Origin of the sequence: Treponema sp. OMZ 855 (genome assembly GCF_024181145.1) — a bacterium.
Classification (GTDB): Bacteria; Spirochaetota; Spirochaetia; order Treponematales; family Treponemataceae; genus Treponema.
This window is the reverse complement of record NZ_CP051194.1, coordinates 2521989-2544491: the sequence shown is the minus strand read 5'-3', so window position 1 is coordinate 2544491 and position 22503 is coordinate 2521989. Positions and strand designations below refer to the sequence as shown.

The 22503-nt window shown below is 35.5% G+C and carries 26 protein-coding genes, 1 tRNA gene and 1 pseudogene; 19 read left to right on the top strand and 9 right to left on the bottom strand.

The annotated features are described in order from the left end of the window. The first annotated feature begins 72 nt into the window (after window positions 1–72). The 12 genes from E4N65_RS11560 (at window position 73) to E4N65_RS11505 (ending at window position 7314) form a co-directional block, all read left to right on the top strand. Window positions 73–975: a hypothetical protein gene (locus tag E4N65_RS11560; protein ID WP_044014460.1), complete on the top strand. Its 903-nt coding sequence runs from the start codon at window positions 73–75 to the stop codon at window positions 973–975. Further along, window positions 975–1580 (top strand): PD-(D/E)XK nuclease family protein, encoded by a 606-nt coding sequence (locus tag E4N65_RS11555; protein ID WP_052185486.1) that lies wholly within the window; start codon window positions 975–977, stop codon window positions 1578–1580. The genes E4N65_RS11560 and E4N65_RS11555 overlap by 1 nt, the downstream gene beginning before the upstream one ends. Further along, window positions 1561–1980: a hypothetical protein gene (locus E4N65_RS11550; RefSeq protein ID WP_044014462.1), complete on the top strand. Its 420-nt coding sequence runs from the start codon at window positions 1561–1563 to the stop codon at window positions 1978–1980. Before E4N65_RS11555 ends, E4N65_RS11550 begins: the two co-directional genes overlap by 20 nt. A gap of 40 nt (window positions 1981–2020) precedes the next feature. Beyond that, window positions 2021–2890, top strand: a complete 870-nt coding sequence (locus E4N65_RS11545; RefSeq protein WP_144389660.1) for a DUF3810 domain-containing protein — start codon at window positions 2021–2023, stop codon at window positions 2888–2890. 311 nt (window positions 2891–3201) lie between these two features. After that, the gene (locus E4N65_RS11540) at window positions 3202–3489 is read left to right on the top strand and encodes a type II toxin-antitoxin system RelB/DinJ family antitoxin (protein ID WP_044014468.1); all 288 of its coding nucleotides are present in this window, start codon (window positions 3202–3204) and stop codon (window positions 3487–3489) included. Further along, window positions 3486–3902 (top strand): putative toxin-antitoxin system toxin component, PIN family, encoded by a 417-nt coding sequence (locus E4N65_RS11535; RefSeq protein ID WP_044014469.1) that lies wholly within the window; start codon window positions 3486–3488, stop codon window positions 3900–3902. Before E4N65_RS11540 ends, E4N65_RS11535 begins: the two co-directional genes overlap by 4 nt. Window positions 3903–4027: 125 nt before the next feature. Then, on the top strand, window positions 4028–4357 hold the full coding sequence (locus tag E4N65_RS11530) for a hypothetical protein (RefSeq protein WP_044014471.1): 330 nt from the start codon (window positions 4028–4030) through the stop codon (window positions 4355–4357). A 199-nt stretch (window positions 4358–4556) separates the two neighbouring features. Continuing rightward, window positions 4557–4790: a BrnT family toxin gene (locus tag E4N65_RS11525; RefSeq protein WP_235619826.1), complete on the top strand. Its 234-nt coding sequence runs from the start codon at window positions 4557–4559 to the stop codon at window positions 4788–4790. Then, on the top strand, window positions 4771–5019 hold the full coding sequence (locus E4N65_RS11520) for a BrnA antitoxin family protein (protein WP_253673339.1): 249 nt from the start codon (window positions 4771–4773) through the stop codon (window positions 5017–5019). Before E4N65_RS11525 ends, E4N65_RS11520 begins: the two co-directional genes overlap by 20 nt. A gap of 152 nt (window positions 5020–5171) precedes the next feature. Then, on the top strand, window positions 5172–6059 hold the full coding sequence (locus E4N65_RS11515) for a carbon-nitrogen hydrolase family protein (protein ID WP_044014473.1): 888 nt from the start codon (window positions 5172–5174) through the stop codon (window positions 6057–6059). A 94-nt stretch (window positions 6060–6153) separates the two neighbouring features. Then, the gene (locus tag E4N65_RS11510) at window positions 6154–6591 is read left to right on the top strand and encodes a hypothetical protein (RefSeq protein WP_235619792.1); all 438 of its coding nucleotides are present in this window, start codon (window positions 6154–6156) and stop codon (window positions 6589–6591) included. 363 nt (window positions 6592–6954) lie between these two features. Then, entirely contained in the window at window positions 6955–7314 is a 360-nt protein-coding gene (locus E4N65_RS11505) for a hypothetical protein (RefSeq protein ID WP_044014475.1), read from the top strand. A 120-nt stretch (window positions 7315–7434) separates the two neighbouring features. On the opposite strand, the gene E4N65_RS11500 is transcribed toward E4N65_RS11505, so the two are convergent. From E4N65_RS11500 to E4N65_RS11490, 3 genes are read right to left on the bottom strand one after another with little or no spacing between them, the layout of a single operon-like run. Beyond that, window positions 7435–9459: a hypothetical protein gene (locus E4N65_RS11500; RefSeq protein ID WP_044014477.1), complete on the bottom strand. Its 2025-nt coding sequence runs from the start codon at window positions 9457–9459 to the stop codon at window positions 7435–7437. After that, window positions 9456–9881: a J domain-containing protein gene (locus E4N65_RS11495; protein WP_044014479.1), complete on the bottom strand. Its 426-nt coding sequence runs from the start codon at window positions 9879–9881 to the stop codon at window positions 9456–9458. Before E4N65_RS11495 ends, E4N65_RS11500 begins: the two co-directional genes overlap by 4 nt. After that, a complete protein-coding gene (locus tag E4N65_RS11490; protein WP_044014480.1) occupies window positions 9881–11023 on the bottom strand; it encodes an N-acetylneuraminate synthase family protein in 1143 nt (380 codons plus the stop codon). The genes E4N65_RS11495 and E4N65_RS11490 overlap by 1 nt, the downstream gene beginning before the upstream one ends. Window positions 11024–11368: 345 nt before the next feature. Here E4N65_RS11490 and dnaN point away from each other — a divergent pair, with 345 nt between their 5' ends. The 3 genes from dnaN to E4N65_RS11475 are packed head-to-tail and all read left to right on the top strand — an operon-like array spanning window position 11369 to window position 14044. Then, a complete protein-coding gene (dnaN, locus tag E4N65_RS11485) occupies window positions 11369–12472 on the top strand; it encodes a DNA polymerase III subunit beta (RefSeq protein ID WP_044014482.1) in 1104 nt (367 codons plus the stop codon). 5 nt (window positions 12473–12477) lie between these two features. Further along, entirely contained in the window at window positions 12478–13554 is a 1077-nt protein-coding gene (locus tag E4N65_RS11480; protein ID WP_253673337.1) for a DNA replication/repair protein RecF, read from the top strand. Next, entirely contained in the window at window positions 13544–14044 is a 501-nt protein-coding gene (locus E4N65_RS11475; protein ID WP_044014485.1) for a DciA family protein, read from the top strand. Before E4N65_RS11480 ends, E4N65_RS11475 begins: the two co-directional genes overlap by 11 nt. A gap of 10 nt (window positions 14045–14054) precedes the next feature. Here E4N65_RS11475 and E4N65_RS11470 read toward each other — a convergent pair. The 4 genes from E4N65_RS11470 to E4N65_RS11455 form a co-directional block, all read right to left on the bottom strand. Further along, window positions 14055–14126, bottom strand: a tRNA-Gly gene (locus E4N65_RS11470). Between the two features lie 152 nt (window positions 14127–14278). Beyond that, window positions 14279–14851 carry a hypothetical protein gene (locus E4N65_RS11465; protein WP_044014487.1) on the bottom strand — a complete coding sequence of 191 codons (573 nt, stop codon included), beginning with the start codon at window positions 14849–14851 and terminating at the stop codon, window positions 14279–14281. Between the two features lie 383 nt (window positions 14852–15234). Further along, window positions 15235–15798 (bottom strand): elongation factor P, encoded by a 564-nt coding sequence (gene efp, locus E4N65_RS11460; protein WP_044014490.1) that lies wholly within the window; start codon window positions 15796–15798, stop codon window positions 15235–15237. Between the two features lie 290 nt (window positions 15799–16088). Further along, complete coding sequence (locus E4N65_RS11455; protein ID WP_044014492.1) at window positions 16089–16523, bottom strand: hypothetical protein; 435 nt, start codon at window positions 16521–16523, stop codon at window positions 16089–16091. Window positions 16524–16616: 93 nt separating this feature from the next. On the opposite strand from E4N65_RS11455, the gene E4N65_RS11450 reads away from it, so the two are divergent. The 4 genes and pseudogenes from E4N65_RS11450 (at window position 16617) to E4N65_RS11430 (ending at window position 20274) form a co-directional block, all read left to right on the top strand. Next, window positions 16617–17381, top strand: coding sequence for a BamJ family beta-barrel-assembly machinery protein (locus E4N65_RS11450; RefSeq protein WP_044014494.1), 765 nt, complete (start codon window positions 16617–16619; stop codon window positions 17379–17381). A gap of 160 nt (window positions 17382–17541) precedes the next feature. After that, a complete protein-coding gene (gene pgsA, locus E4N65_RS11445; RefSeq protein WP_044014497.1) occupies window positions 17542–18138 on the top strand; it encodes a CDP-diacylglycerol--glycerol-3-phosphate 3-phosphatidyltransferase in 597 nt (198 codons plus the stop codon). Window positions 18139–18553: 415 nt separating this feature from the next. Then, window positions 18554–19117, top strand: a pseudogene (locus E4N65_RS12320) (YbhB/YbcL family Raf kinase inhibitor-like protein). Between the two features lie 206 nt (window positions 19118–19323). Then, window positions 19324–20274 (top strand): radical SAM mobile pair protein B, encoded by a 951-nt coding sequence (locus E4N65_RS11430; protein ID WP_235619793.1) that lies wholly within the window; start codon window positions 19324–19326, stop codon window positions 20272–20274. Window positions 20275–20292: 18 nt separating this feature from the next. On the opposite strand, the gene E4N65_RS11425 is transcribed toward E4N65_RS11430, so the two are convergent. Both E4N65_RS11425 and E4N65_RS11420 read right to left on the bottom strand, forming a co-directional pair. Continuing rightward, on the bottom strand, window positions 20293–20967 hold the full coding sequence (locus E4N65_RS11425; RefSeq protein ID WP_200877770.1) for a restriction endonuclease subunit S: 675 nt from the start codon (window positions 20965–20967) through the stop codon (window positions 20293–20295). Window positions 20968–21038: 71 nt separating this feature from the next. Then, window positions 21039–22406: a restriction endonuclease subunit S gene (locus E4N65_RS11420; RefSeq protein WP_253673334.1), complete on the bottom strand. Its 1368-nt coding sequence runs from the start codon at window positions 22404–22406 to the stop codon at window positions 21039–21041. Window positions 22407–22503: the final 97 nt, after the last annotated feature.

The following is a 22503-nucleotide window of genomic DNA, read 5'->3' as shown; positions in this document are numbered from 1 at the left end:
CATTGACTTTACGGCAATGCAGGTTAAGCGAATGTTAGACGCACAATCTTTTGAGGTGATAGGGAAAGAAAAATGAAAAAATATGTATTAGTTATTTTTAGTATTATTTTACCTCTAAATTTATTTGCACAGAAAAATCAATATGGCTCTTTAGAATATGAGTATTGTTTTAAATTAAATACATTTATAGAATCTATAGAAAAAGAATTTCACTATGAATTTCCTGAGTTTATTAATTTAGATAAAGTAAGAAGATATACTTATGACATTTCAAAATTTACGAAAGAAGAGAGGGATTTTTATACAAATTATGTTGGTTCTTATTTACCAGAAATTGTTTTAACAAAAGAATATCTATCATCTCATTTATCAGAATTTAGCATAACACATATAGAAAATGATATTATTTTTTGGGGATTTACAAAATTAAAAAATGGGATAACTTATGAAATTAACGATAAACAATTTTATGAATATGAAACTTTTTCAACTATGCCAATACATAATATTTCAGAATATCAATCTCCTTACACATATGATAAAGGAAAATACGTAAAATTAAAAGATTTTGATATTATAAAAGCAATAATAGAACAAAAAAAACAGAAAATGAATAGACAACATTTAAATAATATAGAAGAAGAAAAAATACGGAAAATTCTAATCGGATTCTATAGATTACTTGGACAAAAAAAATTCGATGAAATAATTGATACATATTTTGATTCAGGTATTGATAGAAAAGAGTATATCAATATATTGTTTTGGGATTATACAGTGCTAAGCTATCAAACAGCTCCTTTTGATATCTATATTAATACATTTTTTAATGATGGTATTGATAAATACGATGAAAATACTATTTTTGTTGAATTAAAATATTCACACCCAATTAACTATGTAAGTTTTGCAATAAAGAGAATAAATGGGAAATATAAAATAGTACAATATATTAGTAGATATGATGAAGAGTGATGAAAAATACCTTATGTAGACGTATAACATGCTTTTCAAAGCCGACAAAACCTACGGTTTTGCGGTTTAAAAGTCATGTTATATGGACTGCATTATCTCAAGATGCTTTTTTAGCATGGTTTTTTAAATGGGCCGAAAAGAAAAATGAGAAAGAAGATAAAATATTAAACAGTTGCGCGAAAGAATGCTTAAAAAAATTTTTAGGCAGTATTTGTCCATCAGAAATAAATTCTATAAAAATATACAGGCAATCGGAAAATATTGATTTATGGATAACAGTTAATGATACATTTCATTTAATTATTGAAGATAAGACAGGAACTTCTGAACATCATAATCAATTAATCAGATACAAAGAAATTGCTAGAGAATGGTATGAAAGTGAGCACGGAATTGATTTTGATAATCATTTTTCATTCGTTTATTATAAATCTGGTGATATTACACCCAATGAAAGGGATAGAGTTTCTAAAGCTCAATATACAATCATAAATAGAATCGCACTTTTAAATGTTTTTGATAAATACGAAATTTCAAATCAAATTTTTTTTGGATTACAAAGCGAAAATACAAAAGAAGCAAAATTTGCAGGATTCTGTATTTAATATTCCTTTTAAAGATATTCTTAAAAAGAAGAACAAAAGTGAATATGTAAAAGGATTTTATAATATATTAGTTCCAGAATTAGATAGTGCATATTGGAGACTAGTGAATAGTCCAAGTAAACAATATTATGGAATGTGGTGGTACTGGTGCGAATGGACTTACGGCACTTTATATTTACAGTTTGATGAATTTGATTTACAAATTCGATTGTGTGATATAAAAAAGACAAAAAATCGAAGTTTTGCAAGAAATGAGGCCTATACTCAGATAATAAATGTTGTTAAAAAAAGTGATTATAAAGGATTCATTAAGAAACCAAAACGATTTGGAACAGGAGCTTCAATGGCAATTGTAAAAATTGATCAATCTCTTTGGATGAAAACGGTTATCTTGATATGAAAAGAATTCTTGAAAAACTACATAAATTAGAACTTTTTTTGTGGAAAACGGTTTTAGGAAATTAAAACAAAAACAACACATAACACCGTTTTCAAAGCCGACAAACGGGACTGATCCCGTTTGCGGTTTAAAACAATGTTATGCTGACACCCGCACTGGGATACCTAGTAAGAAAAAGAGGAAAAAAATGTTAATTGGAAGAATTTTGTTTGCACTTGCTGCTATTTTTGTAATTCTATTTTTTGTATTCATTATAGTCGCAATTGTAAGACTTATAAAAAAGAAAACGGTAAAAATCTATTTTTTATTATCCATAGTAAGCTTATTAGCTTGTATCGTATCCATTTATTTAGGAATTACACTTCTAGAACAAGCGTATCAGGATGACTGTGATGTAGTAAGGCTTCAACATCTAAGTTATTATGGAAATTTAATTGAAGAATATAAATTAAAAGTCGGAAAATATCCATTTGAAGGTGAAAATCAACAAGTTTATGTATTTATATACAATAATGAGCAAAAAGAATATTGCGATGATACAAATCCATATTCTCACATACAAAAAACTTCTAAAGAATTCTTTTCACAATTGGAAAAAGGATTAGGTCGTCAAATTGATCAATTATTTGATCCTCAATATGTTCCAAGTGGAAGACCTGTTTTTTATATCTACATGATTGATGGAAATCAATATTTCTTTACAGTTCACCTTTCTAAAAAATATCCATTTTCAAAAAAAGTAGCTTCAAAATATTATAAAGCAGAAATTTCAAATATTTCCGATGAAGAATATCAGTTTTATAAAATAGAAGAGTTAGAAAAAAATGAAGATTTTAAAAAAGCTACAAATAAGAATTTCGGCGGATATTTTGAATTAAGAAAAAATCAACATATACGAGAGTATGAATAAATAGCATAACAAAGGTTCGTAGCCGACAGCGGGTCGAGCCCGCTACGGTACAACCCATTGTTGAACGGACGCGTAGCGTCCGTTCAACGGGCGGCGGAACCTCCGCCTGTCATCCGGCGCACAGCGCTGTCCAGCATGCGGATTAAGCTGACGGCGAAGCTCAAAAGCTTACAGCTTTCTCGCTTCTTGCAGCTTATCCGCCGCCCCGTTATACGGATTGCCCTGTGGGCAACTTTTTCCTTTTACCATTTGATTATATTAAAAAATAATGCTATAATAATACTGAAGTATGCATAGATATGGAGATTTTTATGGCAAATGCAACATTAGTACAGTTAAAAGTCGATTCCGAAATTAAAGAAGATGTTTCAAGAATATATGAAAATTTAGGGTTGGATTTACCGACTGCAATAAGAATTTTTTTCAAGAAAAGTATTGCTGTGGGAGGATTACCGTTTGAATTGCGAGAAGAAAATATCAGATGGAAAATATATGATCAAGTTCGAAAAAGTATTCAAGACAATAATGTTCCGGAAATGTCGCTTGAAGAAATAAATGCAGAAATTGCTGAAACGAGAAAACAGGTATTCGGTAAATGAAAAAATATGTTGTTATTGATACAAATGTTTTGGTTTCTGCATTGATAACACGAAATGAAAATGCTCCAACTGTAAAAATATTAAAATATCTTTCTCAAAATAAAATAGTACCGGTATACTCTTCGGAGATAGTAAAAGAATACTATGAAGTTTTAAGAAGAGAAAAATTTAAATTATCTGAGGAAATTGTATCAGCTTTAATAAAAGATATAGTCAATAATGGATTAGAAGTAAGAAATATTGTTGAAGTCAAGGAAGAAATGCCGGATCCGAAAGATGTAATATTTTATGCAGTTACATTGACAACAAGAGATAAAGATACATTTTTGGTTACAGGGAATGGAAAACATTTTCCTGAAAAATATTTTATAGTAACACCGGCTAAATTAATGGATATACTTGAAAAAAATTAAAGTAACGTCTAACACCCGCTTCAACGCTGACAAACAGGTCAAGCCACAAATGCAGATCAAGCCACAAATGCAGGTCAAGCGAATGTTATACGGACTCCCACTAGGGCGCTATAATGGGATAATAAATGAGAAAAATTACGATTATATTTATATTATTTTGTATAGTATTTGTTTCATGTTCACAAAAGCAAATTCCATTTAACAAAAAACAATGGATGAGAGAAAAAAATCGATTTTATATGACCGATTCGCTTATTAAAAAATTAAATGAAGATAAACCGAAAAGAGCTGAAATATTTGATTTGCTTGGAACACCAGAACTTGAAGGACGAATTAAAGATACAGAAGTCTCTTATTGGTTAAAATCTGATGGTTTTCTTGCTATGTGGGAATTATATATTTATTTTGATGATAATGGAATTTTTGAATCCGCTGTGGTTGCATATGCCGACTAAAAAACAAAGAAGTATCTTTTCAGTAAGTCAAGATTGCTGAAAAAATAAATTGAACTTTAAGATTCAGCTTAAAAAGCTTTCTTACATCACATACTCACCGCTTTTATGAAATATTTTGTGTTGACAAATACATAAAATAGTATGTATAATATAGATGTATATGACATTTGAATGAGATGAAAATAAAAACGCTGAAAACATACGGAAGCATAAGGTTTCTTTTGAAAAAGCGCAGGATGCTTTTTTTGATACAAACCGTATGATTTTAGAAGATGTAAATCATTCTGTTTCAGAAAAACGTTATTTTTGTATTGGAAAAACAGACGAAGGAATTTCGACAGTGCGTTTTACAATGCGCGGTCAGAATATTAGGATTTTCGGTGCAGGATATTGGCGCCAAGGAAAGAAACTCTATGAAAAGCATTTACAGTAATCCCGAAAAAGCAGTAATGGAAGCATTGGATTCTGCTGTATTAGTGACGGATTTTCTTCCTTCACCAGCAGAGCTTATAAAAAAAACAACAAAAGAAAAAATAACAATCTCAATAGATTCTGATTGTATTAATTTTTTCAAAGCAGAAGCAAAGAAAAATAATACAAAATATCAGACTATGATGAATGAAGTACTTTCTCAGTATGCAAAGCATTATGCGGTAAATTGAATTGTAGGATAGAAGAATCGTCTAACACCCGCTTCAACCTGACATTGCGTATAAGCCGCAAATGCAGGTCAAGCGAATGTTGGATGGACGCTGCGCGTCCCTTCGCCGCCCCGTTATGTTGATAAGATTCAAAACAATCAAGGAATACGCAAGTGAGTAAGATTAGGATAGCTTTATTACAATTAATGCCCGGAAAATCCCTTGTCGAAAATATGCATATCGGCATAGAAGCTTGTCGTACAGCAAAAAACATTGGGGCAGATATAGCGTTATTTCCTGAAATGTGGAGTATTGGTTACGAAATACCTGAATCTGTAAATGAATTAAAAAGTAAAGCAATTAATAAAAATGATACGTTTATACGTTTATTCTCGGATTTAGCGAAAGAATTACAAATGGCTATCGGTATAACATTTCTTGAAAAGTATGAACCATTACCAAGAAACAGTATATGTCTGTTTGATAGATTTGGCAAAGAACTATATACCTATGCAAAAGTACATACATGTTCTTTTGGAAATGAAAAAGTTTTAATGCCTGGTAATGATTTTTATGTATCTGTATTAGATACAGATCATGGTTGTATAAAAATAGGTTCAATGATTTGTTATGATAGAGAATTTCCTGAGAGTGCACGAATACTCATGCTCAAAGGTGCAGAAATAATACTTGTACCGAATGCATGTCCAATGGAAATTAATAGAATTTCACAATTAAGAGCAAGAGCATTTGAAAATATGGTTGGCATTGCAACTGTTAATTATCCAAAAGGAAAACCTGATTGTAATGGTCATTCTACAGCATTTGACGGCATTGCCTATAACATTGATGAACCATATTCGCGAGATACATTAATAATAGAAGCCGGAGAGGAAGAAGGAATATATATGGCAACTTTTGATATAAAAGAATTAAGAAAGTATAGAAATAGAGAAGTTCATGGCAACGCATACCGGCAGCCGGCAAAATATAAGATTTTATTATCGGAAGAAAAGCACGATCCATTTATCCGTAATGATTATAGAAAATCAACAACCTAACACCTGCTTCAACGCTGACAAGCGGGATAAGCCCGTTTCCCAGCTTAACTGCCTGTTACCCGGATACCCCTCTGGAATGTTTGGAGAATAAAAAATGGTTTTTGATGGTTTTTTACTAATATCATTTTATTTTTTCGTATTCATTCTTCCTGGAGCCGGAATAATTTTTGGTATTATAGAACTTAAAAATAAAATCTCAAATAAGAACGCTGTTTCTAAAAAGAAAAATAATAGATTTGGTATTTATGGTATTGTTTCAATTCTTTTTATAATTTTTCTTCTTTCTTTTCCTATCCATACAGTTCTTTCTTTAAAATATTCAAAACCTGAATCTTTATTAAACTATTTTGAAAAGAACTTTGATTATTTTGAAAAATACAGTTTTGGTTATATGCCATATACCGCAGGAATATCATGGTGCCGTCTTGGAAAAGAAAGAACTCCAAATGAAAAATATGATGGATACATGAAAATTGAATTGGAATATAGAGTAGGAACATTATTTAATACATATCCGGATAAAAAACATTAATTTTATACATGATAAAAGAATGGTTTTCCCTAAAACAAAAAACTATTATTATTATTTCATAAATCGTTTAGATGAATTTGAGAATCCTGAAAATAAAAATCCAGATTTTATATTACATTGGAAATACTCATTTAATTTTACAGTAGCTTTATTTGATTTAGATAGTAATGTTTTATATATCTATGAATTAGATACATAAATAATCACATAATATCGTTTTCGAAGCCGATATTTTTACGTATGCAAAAATGCAGGTTAAGCAAATGTTATAGCGACGGGGTATAATAAAAACGTAGCTTGGAAAAAATGGAAAGAATATGACTTTACTTATCTCAAATCAGATTATAGAACTGGAACAGACAAATGAATAAATTAACACAAAATAAAGTTAGTATTATTAGCATTTATTTCTTTATTTTCTTATTCTTATTTGTATTATCATTATGTATTTACAAAATATCTGATGGATCAATTACATACATCGAAATGTTACAAGAGGACTATTTAATAATTTTACTTGGTGTTCCATTATTTATTCTTTCAAAGCATAGTTTACTTGATAATTTTATGAGTGTTATTATCATTTTAGGGACAATAATTCCAATAGGGTTTTCAGTTAAGAAAAAGAAGCTCCTGCCATTTATTATCATTAATATATTATCAGTAGCGTTATGGTTCTTTATCGGAATGATTGCGTTTGGTATTAGAAAAGGAGAAAGATAAAACTTCTAACACTTGCTTCAATACTGACATTTCAGACAAGCCGCAATTTATGGATAAAGATATTTATGTAAGTTTACTGCTTTTATTCCAGCAAAAACCATAAATACAGATTTACTGCCGCTACCTCTTCCCTTCTGCCGTAATATGCAGCGTTTTCTCTATCTTTAAGAGGAACGGTATCGCTTCCGTTTTACCGGCAGCATCTTTGGAATTATCTACGGGCACCTTTATTTCAAACGGATTATCATTTGACCACACCACAACCGAAAGTGTAAGGGCAGCATCTTTTTTACCTGAAAAATGAATAACAACCGGAAAATTCGGGCGAGGAGAAGATACAAACGTTGCCGTATCGCCGGAAGCATTTTGTTCAAATCGAACATCGGATTCAAAAATTGCAATATCATTCACTGCGCTCAAGGTTACGGCAAATGCTTCAATTTTTAACGGCGAATCAATGGTAATAGCCCCGATGCTGCGCTCAAAGTAATTTTCAAATGAGGTACGAACAGTTAAAAAACTATCCGCAGTTTCCGCTGTACCCTGTGTATTGCCACGGGTATAATCCGTTATGCTTTCTTCCGCCGGAGAATCGATATATTTTTTTACAACACTGCTTTCATCACCGTTAAGATGTTGAATCAACATCCAGCGATTATGAACGGTATTCCTTGTTGCCGGCATAATAAATACCCAAAGCACTAACACAAGAAACAGCCCGCCCATAACCTTACATTGAATCGGTATCCTAAAAAACGGTTTAGTAATTTTTCTTTTCTTATCAATACTGAGACCAAGCCTGATTAAAAACAGATCAAACGGAACAAAAATACATGCTGATGCAAGGTTGATAAAAAATATGATATGAAACATATATTCGCGATAAAGAATAATATGCGTTACAAACGGCATAAGCGGTAAAAAAAGACATACGATAAATATAATTTGCAGTACAATATTTTTAAAATGATAGGCAGCTAACGATACAAAATAAATGGCCATAAAGATGATTGAAAACGAAAGGTTAAAAAATGAAAAAATAAAAATATTTAATAAACAAACCGCGTGCGCAATAAATCCGTAAATAAAACGATTTGCCGGAAGTGGAATAAATTTATTAAATGCGGTAACGGTAAACATAAAAAACAATGCAAACACATATTTAATCAATAGCGCTGTCAACGGGAATGAATTCAGCTCACTTATAGACGAAAAACGCAGGTAAAAAAGTGCTTCCGTTATCTTGGAACCTAAGAAAAAACTAAGCCAATTGATCAAGAAAAAATAGAGCGGCATCCACCACAATTTAAATAAATCTTTTACATGTTGATCCCGTTTTTTCCCGAATAAAAAACTAAAAAATACCAACCATAGCAAGAATATAATTGACGATACGATAAGCGTTATAACTATATGCTGCTCATTAATGACAACAAGCTTTTTATGCAGCTTAAAAACAAAATAATGAGTATCCCATTCATTACTCATACTCTGAATAATTGCAGGCGCAACCGAAGAGAAAAAATCCGATAAATCCGCACCGGTTTCTATTTTTATCGCTGGAATATTCGCCTCATTATAGAGCCGTAAAGCAGGGTCATCAGGCAGCCAACCGAGACGGTGAAACACAACCGCATTAGTATAAAAGTCAATAGGAATATTTTTTTGTTTCAAAGAGGCGTATACCGTCTTTAGGAACCATGCAGGAGTTGTACCTTTCGATGTTCCCGTAACAATCCGCGCGCCATCGGATTTATCGGGGGCAACAAGACATACAGCGGCATTCGGATATGTGATCAAAGTCTGAATTAACGCCTTAGTCCCCTCGTACCGCTTTACGGGAATGTCAACCGGTAATTCTGAAATATCATTTTTCGTAATAGTAACAATGATATGAGTATCCGGCGCTTCAGCGGATAATTTTTGTGCATATTTTTGCAGTTGCAGGGTTATAGCAGTAGCTTGATTATCACTACCTGCCGATGCGGTAAAGACAATAACCTTATCCGTTTTAGGCCCGAATTCATAAAAAATATTTTCTGCAATCAGTCCTTGAACCGGTAAAAGAAGAAAAAAGAATATCCAACACAAACGTACTGCCGGTAACAATACTTTCTGAAATAAATAGTTATACACGCAGCTCATAAACTGTCATAATCCTGTACCTTACCGGTTGAAAACCATATTTCGATACGCTTATAGGAACGATTTATTCTTCGGACAATGGACGCAGCTTGTTGCCGTGCAGATTCCTCGGCAATGACATCGGGATGGTATTTTTTCAATAAGTGTTTCCATGCTTTTTTGCAATAATCAAGCGGAACACCCGGAAGCACTTGCAAAACGGCAAAATCTTCCGTTAAAGCATCGGGAACGGGAACACGTATCGGTTCAACCTTTTGTTCAGGTTCTTTGTATGTTCTTTTTTTAGGAACACGCCGCTCGATTTTATTTCCGGCGCTTCGGTATCTACCCTGCCGGCCTTCTACCGCTTGTTCAAAGGGATCTTCATCCGTGCCGAGCCGATCACGCAGCAAACTGCCGAGGGTTTCGTAATAATCCGACATTATCGCATTTTCCTCTCTATAATATCATCAAACACGGCGCCGGAACCTCCGGTAACATCTTTCTGCAAAATCGACCCGATAAAATAACGCAAATACTCAGGAGACTCTCCGGCGGTTAAATTCTTTTCAGTTCGTAAAACGGCAATATCCCTGTTTTTCAGGACGGCACCTTTCTGTAAATCTTTTATATAATGCAGCGAACGATTCGTTTTGCCGTAATTCTCTTTTTCCGCAGCAGCAAGTTTTTTTTCACCGTCGCCGATAATACGCCGCAAAAAATCCTTGGAATAGCCGTGAGCCTGCGCTGCGTTAAAAATATCTTCATCGGACTTACCGGTTAATTCCCTTACTATTTTTGACATTTGCAAAAACTGTACGGGTTCCAACGCAACAGGATCATCAAGACCGACATCGCTGCGGGAAAGACAAATATGCTTTTCAAGAATACAGGCACCGCTCAATAACCCCGCTATCGGAACTGCAGCAGGATCAAGAGAATGATCGCTGATACCGACAGGACTATTGAACAACATCGATAAGGATTGCAGCACAGCCGTATTATAATCCGTTTCCGGCGCAGGATACGCCGTTACGCAATGGAGCAACGCCCGCATATTGGCAGGCAAGCCGTTGCTTTCCAAACAGCTTATGGCACGTTCAATATCGCCAAGCCGAGAAACACCGGTCGAAAGAATAACCGGCAGTCCGAATGAAGCAACGCGTTCAAGCAGCGGAAAATGATTGAGTTCCGGCGACGCAATTTTTATAAAAGCCGGATTAAGCTGCCGCAATTCATCGGCGGAACGAAGCCCGAATGCCGAAGCTGAAAAAAGCATTCCAAGCTTATGTGTGTACTGTGCCAATTCACCGTAAAAATCAATACTGCACTCCAGCCCTCTAAAGCGTTCATAGAGGGGAATCCTTCCGGTCGGTAAATTCACAAAACCGGTATCGGGATGCAAAATTTCATCCGCATATACAATCTGAAATTTAACCGCATCTGCTCCGCTTTCTTTAGCAGCCGCTACCAATTCTTTCGCCTTCTGCAAGCTGCCGTTATGCCCCGTCCCAATCTCCGCAATAATCAACACATGCTCTTGCGATGAAAATATGTTTTTTCCTACCGTAAACGCTTTTATCATACTGAGCTTAGTATAGTAAAAACCGCCAATCCTGTATATCTCAAAAAATTTTCAGTAGCAGAGCTTTTCAGTCAAGCTATTTCAATCGTCAATTCCTTATTTTCTCCACTGTTCATAACCTCTGCATAATCGATGTAAAACTTGTTTATAAGACTCATTCTACTGTGTATATCTTTTTCAGCTGTGCATAATGATACAAATTGTGAACAATTCAAACATCATTATTCAAACGCTAACTAACGGCTAAACAATGCTTTAACCTAAATATCAAGAAATTCACAGTGCCTACTATTACTATTACTAAATTTATATTATAATAAAGATAACCTCTTTTTAGGAGAAATCATGAAATTTACATTTACTAAAGAAGTTTTACTAAAAGAAATGGCTATTGCTCAAGAAATCATTTCAAACAAAACAGCAATATCCATACTATCAAATGCCCTGCTCATAGCAAAAGAAGGCAGCTTGACAATCCGTGCAACCGATATAAAAGTAGCCTTTGAAACAAAAATCCCCGTCGATGTTGCCGAAGAAGGTGCAACAACCGTATTCTGCGATAAATTCACCAGTATTATCGCTTCAATGCCTTCCGGCGAAATAGAAGCGGAACAAAAAGATCAAAAACTCATTATCCGTTCTATCAGCAAAAAAGCAAAATTCTCTCTTAAAACCATATCAGATAACGACTTTCCTCCTTTTACCGATTCTTCAAATACTCAATTCTTTGAAGTTCCTGCAAAAGAATTTAAAGAAATGATAACTCAAACGATTTTCGCTGTTTCCGATGATGAAACACGTTACTTTATGAACGGCGTCTACATGGAAAAGAAAGAAAACAATCTGATTTTTGCAGCTACCGATGGCAGAAGATTAGCATTTATTCAACATGATTTTGGGATTGCTTTACCTGATTTTAAAGGGAGTATCATTCCTCCTAAAATTCTTTCTATTGTGCAACGTCGATCTTCGGAAGAAGGTATGATTTCTATCGGAATAAGCGAAAAAAACATATTCTTCCGCTTCAATGCTTATAACTTTTCTTCGGTTTTAATAGACGGTCAATTCCCGAACTATGAACGAGTTATTCCCGAATCTCAAGAACATCACTTTGAAGCTCAATGTGATGATTTCTTACAGGCTTTAAAAAGAGTTGCCTTACTTGTAGAACAAAAATCCAAACGGATATTCTTAAAAATTTCTGCCGGTACGCTCTCCATCACGTCAAATGAAAATGAACTTGGAACAGCAAACGAAGAAATTCCTTGTAAATACGAGGGTGAAGAAATAACCATCGCCTTAAACTATATGTATCTTGAAGAACCGCTCAAGGTACTTGGTTCGGAAAATATCCGCATAGAATTTACCGATCCGATGCGGGCTATCACATTACGGCCGGAAACAGATACTCATTTCTTCCATATTATTATGCCGATGCAAATGGAGTAGTATTTGTGCCGTTTTTGTCGATCTCTCCTTACAACTTCAGGAACCTTGAGGATAAGGCAATTGACCTCTCCGCTCCTGAAGTTTTTTTAGTCGGTCAAAATGGGCAAGGTAAAACAAACCTACTGGAAGCGTTATACCTTGCCGCTTATGGAAATTCCTTTAGAACCAGAAACGAAGCGGAAATATATAAAAAAAATACGAATGAATATAGTATCCGTGTCTTATTTAAAGAAAATGAAGAGCGGAGTCATAGAATATCAATTATTTCAAAAGATAAAAAAAAAATCATAGAAAAAAACTTAAAGAAAATACACGACAGAAAAGATTTTATCTCCACTATTCCTTGCATTCTTTTTTGCCATGATGATTTGGATTTTGCGACAGGAGCGCCGGAACGCCGTCGTTTTTTTATCGATCAATCTCTTTCTCTCTATGATCCGTCATATATCGATATTCTACGTAACTTTACAAAATTACTAAAATCACGCAATCTCGTATTAAAAGAAAAAAAGGGCGAAATACTGGATGTTATTGACGCGCAGCTCATTCCTATAGGCATACAAATTATAGAAAAGCGTCGTGCACTTATTGAATCGTTCAATAATATATTCTCTTCGTTATATGAAAATATCGGTGGGATAGATTCCGTGATGATCGATTACAGCCCTTCATGGAAATCAACGAATTTTGATGAAGTGTTAATATCATTAATAGAAAAACGCCAGCTTGATTTTACAATGAATACCAGTATGTCGGGGCCTCATCGCGATAAGATACGCTTTATCCGCAATAAAAAGCCTTTTGTACAAACCGCTTCGATGGGGCAGCAACGCTTACTTTCGCTTGTCTTGAGAGCTGCTCAGGCATTTTTTTATACGGAAAAGACGAACCGATTACCCGTATTGCTGATGGATGATGTTCTTTTGGAACTTGATCCTGAAAAACGAAAAAATTTTACCGAGCATTTACCTCGTTATGACCAGCTTATCTGTACATTCCTTCCGGGTGAGCCGTATCAAAACTACATACGCGAAAAAAGCCGTGTATATATTGTCTCGGAGGGCAGCTTCCGTGCAGAATGACGTAAAAAAGCTTTCAGAATTGATTCTGAACTATCTTGATAAGGTAGGGCTTTTTGAACAATCAAAAGTATTGGAAGTATATTCGTCATGGGCTTCTATTGTCGGAGAGAAGCAAGCTGCCCATTCAAAACTAATCGATATAAAACATCAAACGGCGGTTATTGAAGTTGATCACCCCGGTTGGAGTCAGCAGATTTTATTAAACAAGAAATATATTTTGCGAAACTTTCAAAAAAGATATCCTCAACTGGGAGTTAAGAATATTTCCGTTATTGTTTCATCGCATTATGAGACTTCTCATCAGTTTCGAAATACTGAAAATAGCGGTAGAGCGGTTCCCGATAAGCAACAGGTGACTGAAAAAGCTGACAGACTATCAATACAGCAGGAAACGTCGATAGAAACTGATGATGTTGTAAAAACAGAATTACCGCAAGAAGTACAAAAAGCCTTTGAAAGATTGAGGATGTCTATTAGAGAAAGAGGTTAGAATAAATAACAGCGGATGAGGGGAGTCGGACCCCCGTCACGAGCTTGGGAAGCTCGGGTAATAGCCGTTATACGACATCCGCAGAACTTTTAAAGAGTATCACTTATTAGTATAGTACGTCAAGATATCAATTTAATAATTTTAATGAAGAAATGGTAAAAGAAGTAAAAAATTTAATGGGGATGTCCCGAAAGTAACCAACTTTGGGAACATCCCCATGGTAATTTAAGTTTTTTACTTTTTACCTGGAATACGGTATCTTAAACCAATACCGAAGCGAGTAGCATACCATACAGAAGTGTGTATCCTACCATCATAATAATCCGGATGGAAATTAATGGAAACACCGACCGGAGCCCAATCAAGGAATATATTAAAATCAGGGATATTTCCAAAATTTAATTCCCATCTAACCGGTAATAAAACGTATATTGAGCCACCTTTGTAGGTTCCCCCATAATATGGTACGGTGTAGAAGTCAAAACTACCTCCAATAACCGGACCTAATGATAATGGACAGTGTTGATTGCCAAGACCTGATAATACCGGATCCCATACCGTAAAAAGAGCTCCAAGTTGAATATCAATATGATTCCAGCTAAAAAGACCGCTATAACCGGCAACTAAATCGAATTCAACCAAATCATTAAATTCATGTGAATAAGATAAACCGAACGGAGAACCGATATATCCGCCTATTTTATCCTTTCCTCCGTTACCATTACCGCCGCCGGTACCCTTTGCCGCAGCGAAGGTGAATGAGCTCGCTAAAAGTGCAAACATACTAATAAAAAGTAGCTTTTTCATATATCCTCCTGATATATATTTTTTTTAGATTATCTTCTCTTTATCGAAATGTCAAGTAAAAAAAGAGATTCAAAAATTAGCAAGATAAACTTTTTAACAATAATGACTTATATTGTTACTATTATAGTTAAATTGACGAAAAGCGTGCTAAAAAATAAAATAATTAATGAATAGATATTTTATTACAATCTTTTATCAAATGTTTCACGTGAAACATTAAAGAAAACTGTTTGTGAAACTTATAAAAACAAATAAACTTTGATACAGAGTGTATATTGTATAGTGACGGGAAATTAAATTTTCCACATGAATAAAAAAGCCCTTCAATCGTTTGAAGGGCTTTTTGTTAAGATTTCAGTTAAACTTAGAGTTCTTGAGGATAACTATGAATTGATACGTTCTTGGTATTCATTCGATTCGGTGTTAACCAGTATCTTTTCACCCTGTTTGATAAAGAGAGGAACACGAACTACAAGGCCTGTTTCAGTAGTGATGGGCTTTGTTGCTCCTGAAACGGTATCGCCTTTTACATAGTTTTCGCTTTCTGCAACTTCAAACACCATTTTTGCAGGAATTTTTACATCGATAGGGTTACCTTCCCAAATAAGGATTTCGTATTCATCACCTTCCCGCAGATAGTATTTTTTATCGTTGATAATATCTGACGGAACTGAAATCTGATCATAACTTTCCGTATCCATAAAAAGATAGTTTTCCCCATCTTCATACTGATACTGTCCTTTGTGAGTGTCTACTGTTGCATCTTCTACCGTATCAGCTGTTTTAATGGTTTGAGTTAAAACGGATCCGTCTTTTAAATTCTTCATTTTAACACGAGCAAATGCAGCTCCCTTTCCGGGATTTACAAATTCCCGTTCGACTACCAAATACGGACTACCTTTGTGTAATAATACTGTGCCTTTTGCAATATCGCCGCCTCTAATCATATTTCACCTCATATAAAATAAATTAGTATTTCAAAAACTGCGTGAAGGAAAGTTCAAAAAGTGATAATTTAAAAGGATTTTCTTTTCTGAACCATCTGTGAATTTTATAAATCATTATTGCATAACAATTTATTTAATAAACAGGCTTATTTCACAAATAATCTTTTTGAATATACCGAATAAAAAATAATATCAGTTTTTTTTAACTTATACAAGTTGGGTAAATTTTCTTTCTTTTTTTCTTTTTAGATAGCTATATGTCCTAATTTTATACAATAAACCCGTAAACATTACCAAATCAATTTTAGCACTGCGATTATTCCGATCAGAATTATAGCAACAGCAATGGCTAATTTTCGGCGTCTGCGGTATTCTTGCTCGGTTTTTGATCTTCGTTTGAGGAAGAACCGATCAAATAAGATGATTGCTGCTATTCCAAGGATCATTAAGATGATAAAGCCTATAAGACCATAGCCGGTTTTATCTGAATATCCTATAAAGATATCCGAGCCTGATCCGTCACCGATAAATATATCTCTTTTCAGCTTTAGAAGAATTGCAATAAAAGATATGATAAGGATGATTAAAAAAATAAGCGCAGTAAAAAAGTATTGTCGGTGTAGCGGGTCGTCTTTTGCCTTCATATTTAAAAAGTTTTTGACGGTAATTGAGCCGAGAACTGTAAGCACTAGAGCATATATAATGCAAATAATGATAAACTGCATTTTTTCTCCATTTCTACTATAAAAGATTGACTTTTTTAGTCATTGTTAGTATCGTCATAAAACTTAATTTTATTATTTTTATGGATGTGAAAAATGAACAAAAAGATTTTATCGATTATTGCCGCAGCACTTCTTGTGTTTTCTTTTACAATAAGCTGTAAGAAGCAATCAGCAACCGAAACTACTACTCCGGCGGAAGGCGCTAATGCTGCAGAAACAAAAACAGAGGAAGAAAAAGAGCTTCCTCCTCCGACGAAAAAAGAAGTCGGCTATGCGTTCGGCGTTATGATGGGTACATCGCTTAAGGACTTTAAACTGGATGTTGATTACGGTGAATTGGTAAAAGGTTTAAAGGATGTCGAAAAGAATAAAGAAGTAGATATTGCTGCTGCGCAGAAGGTATTGCAACGGGCAAGCGAAGCTTCTTATAAAAAAGAGGCTGCAGAAAATTTGGCGAAAGAAACCGAATTTTTGGAAAAAAATGGAAAAAAAGATGGTGTAAAGACAACCGAAAGCGGTTTACAATACGAGGTCGTAACTGAAGGAACCGGTGCTGCGCCGCTTATTACCGATACGGTAAAAGTACATTACAAAGGAACCTTGCTTGATGGTACGGTTTTTGACAGTTCCTATGACCGCGGGAACCCCGTTGAATTTCCGTTAAATGCAGTTATTCCCGGTTGGACGGAAGGCTTACAGCTGATGAAAGTCGGTTCAAAATATAAGCTTTATATCCCCTCTAAGAGTGCTTATGGAGAACGCGGTGTTTCACAGGTTATCCCTCCGAATTCAACATTAGTTTTTGAAGTTGAATTATTGGAAATCCTCCCGCCGGAAGCAGGAAAACCGGCAGAGTAAGCATAAAAACTGACAGAAAAAGCCGTCTGATATCAACAGGTGCCTCTTGATATCAGACGGCTTTTTTTTTGTGAATTACTGCCGATAATCAATAACAGAAAGGCTCGGTATAACAAGTAAATAATGTGATAAAGCCGTGTCGATATTGGATAGTCAAATTATGAATATTGCAAATTTTTTTACCGCAACAAGAATGGTTGCTGCGCCTCTTTTTATTTGTATTTATTATCTTCCGCGTTATGTAGGAATATCGGAACAAACGGTAATGCTTATTCTTATACCGCTGTTTATTTATATGGAGTTTACCGATTTTTTAGACGGATATTATGCCCGTAAATTGAAACAAGTAAGCAATTTCGGTAAGTTGTTCGATCCTTTTGCAGATGTGTTTGCCAATCTGACTGTGTTGCTTGCGTTTATGTTGTCAGGTTATGTGCCGCTGCCTGTGTTTATCATTATTTTATATCGTGAGTTAAATATTTTATTTTTACGGATGCTTGCACGGGGCAACGGTATTACCATCGGTGCGAAAAAGGGAGGTAAGACTAAAACGGTATGCTATATTCTTGCCGAAGGTTTTACGCTGCTTATTGAACTGCTAATTGCATTTTCGCTTGCAGAAAAAACCGTTACCGATATGATGATTATTATTAACAAAGGTATTTACTGGATTGCTGCCTTATTATCGGTTGGCTCGTTTATCGATTACCTTGTATCATATAGGAAGAGTATCCGTGCCTTACGGAAGGATAAATAAAGAATATAAGAGCGTTGGCGGGATACTTTCCTAACTTTTTCGGAACTAAACTCCCTATAACTCACCATTCTTTTTTGGTAGAATGTCTGCATGATTCACAATATCATTCTTTGCGATGACCACGCGCTGTTGCGGAACGGAATAAAAAGCTGGATAGAAACGCATTCACCCTACAAGGTTACGCACGAAGCCGGCTTATGAGCCCTCGAGCTTTATCATACTGTCCCGTATTAAACTGCACAGGGGACGTTTCCCACGCTGCGCTGCCTTCCTGTACGGCGTGCTCTTCTTTGCGGAACTCAGTTTTTGCCTAACACTGATCAATGTGTAAGACTATTAAAAACAGCCTGATGCGTGTACCCGAAGCAGCCATCGGACTTATTGACTTAAAATGCCTTTGTCATAAAATATCGGTATGAAACATATCTATACGAAAATGCTGCCATTTATGGCGGCGCTGATTGTTATTTCCTGCGGAAGCTGCTCAAGTAAAGACGAAATCAAACCGCTTACCGAAGGAGGTTCTATGAAGTTGACAAGCACGGCTTTTGCCGACGGCGAAAAAATGCCTCAAGAATTTGCAAAACTTGGAGCGAATCACATTCCTCCGCTCGAAATCGACGGTGTACCGGAGGGTACAAAGAGCCTTGCGATTATCGTGCACGATCCGGATGCGCCGCTTCCCGGCGGATTTTATCATTGGACGCTGTGGAACATTCCGCCGCAAACAACGTCGATCGGATAAGGTAATGTGCCATCGGATGCCGTCGAAGGCGAAACAAGCTGGGGTACGAGCGGCTACAACGGACCTCAACCGCCGTTCGGGACGCACCGCTATATTTTTTATCTGTATGCGCTCGATATGAATCTGAGTCTTCCGGCGGGCAGCAGCGTAAAAGAGCTTAAGGCCGCGATTAAAGGGCACGCAATCGAAGCTGCTTCACTTACGGGTATGTTCGGTGCTAAGAATAACCCCTGACCAAAGCAGGCCGCACTATCTTACCGCACCATTCAAAAAAGTTACCGCAGACATTATGCAGTCATTCGCAAATATCGAACTATGCGCTATCAATAATGCACAAGCTCTTAGTGTTAAAGACGGAGTACGGAAGCTGGTAAGTGTAGATAAAGTGTAGATAAAGCGTAAGGCAGTCTAGTGGCTATGGACAAGTAACGGAGTAACCGATGGGCGATATGCAAAATGCAAAGATGGAATTTGATGAGATGAACACTGCCCCTGTTATCAAACACATTGCAGTGCGCAGCGCTATAACGAAATCAAATTTACCCGTAGCGGATTATTCTGTTAATCCATACACCGGATGTACCTATGCGTGCAAATATTGTTATGCTTCTTTTATGAAGCGCTTTACCGGACATACCGAACCGTGGGGAACGTTCTTGGATATTAAAGATTGGCCGGAGATCAAGCATCCTGAAAAATATGCAGGGAAAGAATTATTCTTCGGTTCCGTTACCGATCCGTATAATCCGGAAGAGGCACTCTATGAGCGCACCCGCTCTTTGCTTTTACAGTTGAATGGATGCGCGGCAAAAGTCAGTATTGCAACAAAAAGCGATTTAGTGCTGCGCGATCTGGATATCATTCGGAGCTTCCCTAATGCCCGCGTTTCATGGTCAATTAACACACTTGATAACCGCTTTCAACAAGATATGGATAAAGCCGTTTCAATTGACCGGCGACTTACCGCAATGGAAACTTTTTACCGAGCGGGGGTACGTACCACGTGTTTTATCTCTCCGATATTCCCCGGTATTACCGATGTTGAAGCGATTATCAACCGGGTACAAAATCAGTGTCATTTAATCTGGCTTGAAAATCTCAATTTACGCGGCAGCTATAAACCGGTGATCCTGGACTACATAGAAACGAACTACCCTGATTTGTTGCCGCTCTATCAAAGCATATACGTTGACGGAGACCGCAGTTATTGGAAACAGCTTGATGTGAAACTGCAAGCCTTTACTGCGGACATCGGACTTGACTATGTAACAAATGATGACAGTATGAACCGTCCCTTTGATGCACCGCCTGTTGTTGTCAATTATTTCTATCATGAGCAAATTAAAAAATCGGCGTGGAGAAAACACCTTACAATCGGCTCTACTGTTTGAATAGCAGAATACGCTTCTTTATCCAATTGCCGCTTCTACCGACTTAACAGCCTTTTCTAAAATAGACTTGCTTTCATTCCGTAAAGTCTCGCTTTCAATTAGCAGCTTGCTTATTTGCTCCTGCTTTTCTTTTGCGATAATCGGAATTATCACATTTTCTATTTCGCTCTTTTTCCAATGGTTAATAATTGAACCGCCTGCGTCCTTTTCTGCTTGCATTTTTACCGCTACGGAATTTAGCACCAATGCCAGATAATCAGGTAGCACTCTCTTATCTTTAATATCCATGTGTAGTATGGCAGATGATGTAATAATATCTTCGCTTTTATTCATCTTGTAGGCTATGCCGACAGTTCCATCTTTAGATAAAAGTATCGTGTCTTTCTTCGGTCTAATACAATCTTTGAATTCATTCTCTGACAGGTAAATACTCGTATCTGTCAAACCGAATTTAGTTAAATCCTGTACTCTTATAAATGGTGTTCCTTTTGTCTGATAGCTTTCGCTTCCTGGCTCAATCGACTTTTTGATCGTAACAAGATTAGATAATTTATCACAGTTGTTGTCCGACAGTTTTTCAAATAGCCTGTCATATTTTTCTTGATAGTATTCGCTATCCAATCTTCCGCTCACGGCGAATGTATCTTTAAGATTTTTAACAGTATAATTTGCAGATTTCAGATTATCAAACAAGCCGATTTCTTCATAAAGTTTGAAGATTGCAAGATTAATATAATAGCTTGCTTGCTCTTCATAGTAGGCAATTAGTGGCTGCTGGCTGCTGGCTGCTGGCTGCTGGCTGCTGGCTGCTGGCTGCTGGCTGCTGGCTGCTGGCTGCTGGCTAGAAAATTATGTGCTGCCTGTTCATTTTTGTCAATAGCTATTTCAACACTTTTTGTAGAAATTTCAAGTAATTCTTTTGCTTTTTTTGAGTACTCCATACTCTGCTTGATATAGCTTGCGATTTCATCTTGAACTTCTTTTTTCACAAGTGGAATTGGCATATTTTTTATAGTTGGTAAATCTGTATTTTGTCTAACACTTGCTTGGGCAATATTTCTGTACAAGTAAAAATCCTTTGCTACATTTTGAATATATGCTCCTACAAAATATGGATTAAATCTTTCATCATTTAACCTTGCTCTAATTGTAAATGAAGCGAATAAATAATTTTCTTGTTCTTTTGTCACCACTCCAATATCACCAACAGTTCCCATCTGAGAAATGATAATATCGTTTTCTTTTGTAAAAAACTTATCCTGCAAGTCTTCTGTATTTTCTATTTCATCGAAGTCTCCTACAATAAAACAATTTTTTAAATTCATTCCTTTAATGTAGGGAATGCTTTTGTTATTTTTGACATATGGACTTGTCGGAACAGTTCCATAGTTAATTAAGCTACAAATATTTTCTAATTTTTCAACGCCTATGTTGTTTATTTTTTCGTCAAATATCTCATATTTAGGCTGGTAATACTCGCTGTCAATTCTTCCTGTTCTTAAAAAGCTTTCTTTCAAAGTTTTGATAGATACTTTTTCATTCGACGGATTGAAATTTTTAAGTCCCAGTTCGGAAATGAGAAGATTTTCGGCTTGGGTGTATTTTGTATTTGCCTCTTTTGAAGCATTATTTAAGTCGCTCATTAAATAATTTAGTCTTTTTCTAAATTCATGCGAAAACACAGGAACATATAAAGACCGTATAGCTTTCTTATCAATCGTCAAAGGCACAGTCCCATTTACTTTTCTCTGAATGATATTTTTCCCTACTGTAGAATTCAAAAATAGATATAGTGTATTTTCATCTATGACATCACCTTTCAACCTAAGCAGAAATAAATTCATTCCCAAAGATACAGGCATATCAAGTTTTGGCATTAAATATGTTCTTCCCGGAGAACCAATTTTGTTGATTAGAACCTCTCCTCCATGCACTTTGCTTTTTGATAAAAATTCATATGAAGATTTAGAAATATATTTCACATTGTCTGAAAAACTATTGGTTTCTAAATCAGTTGTTCTAACCATATAAGCATAATCTTTTTCATCTAATAATTTGAAATTTTGTGCGATGGTTTCATAACTTCCGTTAGAATGAAAATCTGTCAGTACTTTTAATTCTTTCTCAAGCACAGTATGGTTAGTTTTCTTTATTTTCAGATATGAGTTCAGGAATTTTTTAGCAAAAAACTCACTATCTAATCTGTATTTTTCATTATCCTGTGTAAGA